The sequence below is a fragment of the Streptomyces sp. CLV115 genome (assembly GCF_038448545.1).
GTDB lineage: Bacteria > Actinomycetota > Actinomycetes > Streptomycetales > Streptomycetaceae > Streptomyces > Streptomyces sanglieri.
This window is the reverse complement of the sequence record NZ_JBCEWQ010000271.1, coordinates 1-5,691: the sequence shown is the minus strand read 5'-3', so window position 1 is coordinate 5,691 and position 5,691 is coordinate 1. Positions and strand designations below refer to the sequence as shown.

The window sequence follows — 5,691 nt, the reverse complement described above, 5'->3', positions numbered from 1 at the left end:
GGCCGGGGCGCTGCCGGCCGACGCCCGTACCGTCTGAGGCCGGACGACGTCGTTCACGGCCGGGGGGTGGGTTCGAACCAGGTGGGCTCGTCGGTCATGGACTGCTTGATCCGGAAGAGCCCGAACTCGTTCAGCGGCGGCAGCGCGTCCACCGGGAACCAGCCCACCTCCAGCGACTCGTCGTCGTTGACGCGTGCCTCGCCGCCGGTCGCCCGGCAGCGGAAGGTGACGTCGAGGTACTGGCAGCGGTCGCCGTTCGCGTACTGCACGGGCTCCAGGGCCTGGGTGAGCACCACCCGCTCCGCGACGCAGTGCACGCCCGTCTCTTCGTGCACCTCGCGTTCCGCCGTCGCCGCCGGCTGTTCTCCCGGCTCGCAGATGCCGCCGATGACCGACCATTTGCCGGTGTCGGAACGGCGTCCGAGCAGCACTCTGCCCTCGTCGTCGAAGACGATCGCGGTGACGCCCGGCAGCAGGAGCAGTTGCTGTCCCGCGGTGGCGCGGATCTCGCGGATGAAATCAGGAGTTGCCATGGGCCCGACCCTACGTGGTGTGCCGGGGCGTCACCGGGCGCGCCGGCTCCGTACCGCGCGGACGGCGACCAGGCCGAGCCCTGCCACGGCGATCAGCACGAGCACACCCTCGGGGAGCGCGCCCATCCGGGTCGCGGGTGTCAGCGAGGACCTCAGCGGCACCTCGTCCACGAGCGCGTCCGGGGTGAACAGCTTCGTCTTCTCGACGATCTTCCCGTCCGGGCGGATGACGGCGCTGACCCCGCTGGTGACGGGGACGACGACGGACCGGCTGTGCTCGACCGCCCGCACCCTGGACATGGCCAGCTGCTGGTAGGTCATCTCGCTGCGGCCGAAGGTGGCGTTGTTGCTCGGTACGGCGATCAGCTGGCCGCCGTGCATGACGGTGTCCCGTACGGCGCCGTCGAACGCGGCCTCGTAGCAGGTCACGAGCCCCACGTTCGTCCCCGCCAGGTCGAAGACCCCGACCTTCTTCCCGGGGCCGAAGTCGCGCTGCACCCGGTCCACGTCGGAGCTGAAGATCCGCGCTACGGAGCGCATCGGCATGTACTCGCCGAACGGCTGGATGTGGCGCTTGTCGTACGTGTCGACGGGGCCCTTCTTCGGATCCCACTGGATGAGGGTGTTGCGCAGGTTCCCGCTGTCGGGTTCGACCACCGCGCCGATCACGGTGGGCACGCCGATCGCCTTCACCGCGTCGTCGATCACGATCCGGGCGTCGGCGTTGCGGTACGGGTCGAGGTCGGAGGAGTTCTCCGGCCACAGCACGAAGTCGGGCTGCGGCACCTTGCCCTCCTTCACCTCCTGGGCGAGCTGCTCGGTGCGGCGCACATGGTTGTCCAGGACGGCGCGGCGCTGGGAGTTGAAGTCGAGTCCGAGCCGGGGCACGTTGCCCTGGATCGCGGCGACGGTGGCGGTGCCGTCCTCGGCCGAGTCGTCGACGAGGGGCAGCGCGGCGAACGCTCCGGCGACGGGCACCAGGACGGTCGCGGCCGCGGCGGCGACGGCTGCCGCGGGCAGCGTGCCGGTGCGCCGGTGGGCGCGGAACCGGAGCACCGCTTCGCAGAGCCCGAAGCCGCACAGCACCACCGCGAAGGAGAGCAGCGGCGTGCCTCCCAGGGCCGCGAGCGGCAGGAACACACCGTCCGCCTGGCCGAAGGCGATCTTGCCCCACGGGAAGCCGCCGAACGGCACCCTCGCCCGGACCGCCTCGTCGAGTACCCAGACCGCAGCGGCCCACAGCGGCCAGCAGGCGAGGCGGCTGACTGCGGCGATCCCGATGCAGCCGACCGCGATGAACAGCGCCTCGGCGGTGGCCAGGGCCAGCCACGGCACCGGGCCGACCTCCTCGCCGGTCCAGTGCAGCAGCGGCAGCATGAAGCCCAGCCCGGCGAGCAGGCCGAGCCCGAATCCGGCGCGGAGCCGGCGTCGGTGCAGCACCCAGCCGAGCAGGGCGAATCCGGGCAGCACCAGCCACCACAGGGGTCGTGGCGGGAAGCTCAGATACAGCAGGACGCCCGCGATCACCGCGGCGGCCGGCCGTACCAGGCGTCGCTTGCGGGACACGGGGGGCGAGGCCGGCTGCGCGGCGTCGACTGAGGTGATGGTGGCGCTCACCCGGCGGATTCTACGGTGGCCGTCTGTGTGCCCGGCAGCCCCGCCCGCGTGGTGGAACCCTTCGTACCGGATCGTTCCGTCGCTCTCCCGTACGGATCCGGTTGCCCGTCGTCCGGGGTCAGGCTCCGGCCGTGGCGCCGGTCGCCGGCAGGTGCAGGCGTTCGCGGATGAACCGGACACCCGCCTCGGCGTCGTCGACCGTGATGGTGAACGTCCTGCCGTCACCGAGCCTGAGCACCAGGCCCTCGCCCCTGCGGACCACCACGGCCGTGCCCTGCTCGGGGCGCCAGCGGTAGCCCCAGCCGCCCCATTGGCGCGGGGTGACCTCGGGGGCGAATTCCGCGCCCACCACGTGGGTGAGCAGGATCCGGCGGCGCGGGACGCCCATGTGGCCGCAGCGCACCTCCAGGGCGTCGCCGTCGACCCTGACGGCGACGTTCACGAAGGCGAGGGTGCCGAACAGCATGAGCAGTCCGGCGGCGACACAACCGATCACGGACATCAGCAGCGGGGCGATCCCGGAGGTCCAGTTGGAGGTGACGGCCAGCTGGACGCCGAGTGCCAGACAGGCCGCGCCCGCGGCCGCGAGCACCCACTGGGCCCGGTTGGTGGCCCGGCCGATCCAGACGGCGGAGCGGGCGTCGGCTCCGTTGTACCGGGGGTTTCGGGGGTGGTCCCTCATGTCAAGCAGCGTACTGAAGAATGCGCACGCCGGGGATGGGCAGAACGGCGCGCGCCGGGTCAGAGGGCCGGGCTGACCGCCCCCAGCAGACGCCCCTCGGCGTAGGCCAGAGCGGCCTCCGGCAGGTCGGCGGGGCGGCCGCTGAGGATCACGGCGAGTCCTGCGGACGGTTCGGCCGACGGAGCGGGTTCGGCACCGATCCGGCGCAGTGCCTGGGCGGCGACGGCGCCCGCGGAACCGTGCAGCGCGACGGGCGCCGGACCCGGCTGCCGTACGGCGGCACGGATGCGTTCGGCGACCAGTTCGTAGTGGGTGCAGCCCAGGACCACGGCCCGGACGTCGCGCGGGGTGCGGGCGGCGGCAGTGGCGATGGCGAGGTCGATCGCGGTCTCGTCCGCGTTCTGCACGGCGTCGGCGAGACCGGGGCAGGGCACCTCGGTGACCTCGACGGAGCCGGCGAATTCACGGATGAGTCCGCGCTGGTACGGGCTGCCGGTGGTGGCGGGCGTGGCCCAGATCGCGACCGGGCCGCCGCCGGCGACGGAGGGCTTGATCGCGGGGACGGTGCCGATGACCGGCAGCGTGGCTTCGAGCTCGGCGCGGAGGGCCGGCAGGGCGTGCACGGAGGCCGTGTTGCAGGCGACGATCAGCGCGTCCGGCCGGTGGGCGGCGGCCGCGCGGGCCACGTCGAGCGCGTGGGCGGTCACGTCTTCGGGGGTACGCGGTCCCCAGGGCATGCCGTCGGGGTCGGAGGAGAGCACCAGATCGGCGTCGGGCCGCAGTCGTCGTACCGCGGCGGCTGCCGCGAGCAGGCCGATTCCTGAGTCCATGAGCGCGATCTTCACCCGGTCACCATAGTCGACCGCCCTTGCGGTTCTGTCCCGGTGGGGCAGACTGCGGCGAATGAGCGCCGTTGCCTGGATCGCCGTGGGTTCGCTGGCCGCATGGGTGTGGCTGCTGCTGGGACAAGGGTTCTTCTGGTGGACCGACCAGCGGCTGCCCCGCCGGAAGGCCCCCGCCCGCTGGCCGTCCGTCGCGATCGTGGTGCCCGCGCGCGACGAGGCCGACATGCTGCCGGTGAGCCTGCCGTCGCTGCTGGCGCAGGACTATCCGGGGCGGGCGGAGGTCTTCCTCGTCGACGACTGCAGCAAGGACGGGACCGGGGACGTGGCCCGTGCGCTGTCCGTGCGGTTCGGGGGGCTGCCGGTGACGGTCGTCTCGCCGGGCGAGCCCGGGCCGGGCTGGACGGGCAAGCTGTGGGCGGTCCGGCACGGGATCTCGCTGGCCCGGACCAGGGAGCCGGACTATCTGCTGCTGACCGACGCCGACATCGCGCACGAGCCTGACAGCCTGCGGGAGCTGGTGGCCGCCGCCGAGTCGGGCGGCTTCGACCTGGTCTCGCAGATGGCCCGGCTGCGGGTGTCGAGCCTCTGGGAGCGGCTGGTCGTGCCCGCCTTCGTGTACTTCTTCTCGCAGCTCTATCCGTTCCGGTGGGTGAACCGGGCGGGTGCCCGGACGGCCGCGGCGGCCGGTGGCTGTGTGCTGCTGCGGACCGGGGCGGCGGAGCGGGCGCGGGTGCCGGAGTCGATCCGGCAGGCGGTGATCGACGACGTGTCGCTGGCGCGGGCGGTGCAGCGCAGCGGCGGGCGGATCTGGCTGGGGCTCGCCGAGCGGGTGGACAGCGTACGGCCGTATCCGCGGCTGGCGGACCTGTGGCGGATGGTGTCGCGGAGCGCGTACGCCCAGTTGCGGCACAGTCCGGCGCTGCTGCTGGGCACGGTGCTGGGGCTCGCGCTGGTCTATCTGGTCCCGCCGGTCGCGCTCGTGACCGGGCTGCTGACCGGTGACCCGGTGGCGGCCCGGGCGGGCGGGCTGGCGTGGGCGGTGATGTCGGCGACGTATCTGCCGATGCTGCGCCACTACCGGCAGTCGCTGTGGTCGGCGCCGTTGCTGCCGTTCACCGCGGCGCTCTATCTGCTGATGACGGTCGATTCGGCGGTGCAGCACCACCGGGGCCGCGGCGCGGCCTGGAAGGGGCGTACGTACGCCCGTCCCGAGGCCGCGCCGGACCGGTGAGCCGAGCCGGCGGTGGGCCGGCGGCGGCAGGGCCGTCCGGACCGCCGGGGGGTCATTTGCGGCCGGGCGTCCAGTTCATGCCCCACCCGTAGGCGTAGTCGATGGTGCGCTGCGGGCTCACTCCGCGCTCGGGGACGAGGTAGCGGGCCTCGCGCTGCACCGTGAGGTCTCCCCCGTTGCTGGTCAGGAGCGCCAGCGCGCAGACCGTGGACGGGACGGTGCACTCGTCGAGCGAGAACTCGATCGGTGCGCCGTGCTGGGGCTGGAGAGTGACGCTCGCGTGGAGATCGGCGAAGCTCCGGGCGCCTTCGTAGATGGTGACGAAGATCAGGACCCGCCGGAGCTTGTTCTTGTGGTCGAGGTTGACGGTGAGGTTCTCGCCGGTGGCGACGGCGCCGGTGCGGTCGTCCCCGTCGAGGTGGATGTAGGGAGGGTGCTGGAGAGCGCCGAACGCGTTCCCCAGCGCCTGCACGACTCCCTTGCGGCCGTCGGTCAGTTCGTAGAGGGCGCAGAGGTCGAGATCGAGGTCCGAGTGGTTGGCGACCGCTCTGCCGAGTTTGCTTCCCCAGCCCTTGAACTGTTTGCGCACTTCCCAGTTGAGATTGACACGAAGCGCTCCGGAAGTGCCGCCCTGTTTGGCGAGGGAGACCGACGGCGCGTCCTTGGTGAGCGTCACCTTGCTGAGGCGGACGGGTGCGGTGGCGGGAGGCGCCGGGGGTGCCGTCGCTGAGCACGGTGCCGAGGGTGGCCAGGCGGCCGTTGACCCGGGCGCCGATGCAGTTG

General features: G+C 72.7%; 6 protein-coding genes. 1 reads left to right on the top strand and 5 read right to left on the bottom strand.

What is annotated here, in order from left to right; all coding sequences use genetic code 11:
* Window positions 1-53: 53 nt before the first annotated feature.
* From AADR41_RS40890 to AADR41_RS40875, 4 genes are all read right to left on the bottom strand, one after another.
* Window positions 54-533 (bottom strand): NUDIX hydrolase, encoded by a 480-nt coding sequence (locus AADR41_RS40890; RefSeq protein WP_342287431.1) that lies wholly within the window; start codon window positions 531-533, stop codon window positions 54-56.
* Between the two features lie 30 nt (window positions 534-563).
* Window positions 564-2,150, bottom strand: coding sequence for an apolipoprotein N-acyltransferase (lnt, locus tag AADR41_RS40885; protein ID WP_446751205.1), 1,587 nt, complete (start codon window positions 2,148-2,150; stop codon window positions 564-566).
* 118 nt (window positions 2,151-2,268) lie between these two features.
* Window positions 2,269-2,832 carry a hypothetical protein gene (locus tag AADR41_RS40880; protein ID WP_342287430.1) on the bottom strand — a complete coding sequence of 188 codons (564 nt, stop codon included), beginning with the start codon at window positions 2,830-2,832 and terminating at the stop codon, window positions 2,269-2,271.
* 59 nt (window positions 2,833-2,891) lie between these two features.
* Window positions 2,892-3,677, bottom strand: coding sequence for a glutamate racemase (locus AADR41_RS40875; protein ID WP_342287428.1), 786 nt, complete (start codon window positions 3,675-3,677; stop codon window positions 2,892-2,894).
* A gap of 58 nt (window positions 3,678-3,735) precedes the next feature.
* On the opposite strand from AADR41_RS40875, the gene AADR41_RS40870 reads away from it, so the two are divergent.
* On the top strand, window positions 3,736-4,908 hold the full coding sequence (locus AADR41_RS40870; protein WP_342287426.1) for a glycosyltransferase: 1,173 nt from the start codon (window positions 3,736-3,738) through the stop codon (window positions 4,906-4,908).
* 52 nt (window positions 4,909-4,960) lie between these two features.
* Here the strand turns inward: AADR41_RS40870 and AADR41_RS40865 are convergent.
* Window positions 4,961-5,691: TerD family protein (locus AADR41_RS40865; protein WP_446751204.1), on the bottom strand; the 731-nt coding region annotated here is incomplete at its 5' end.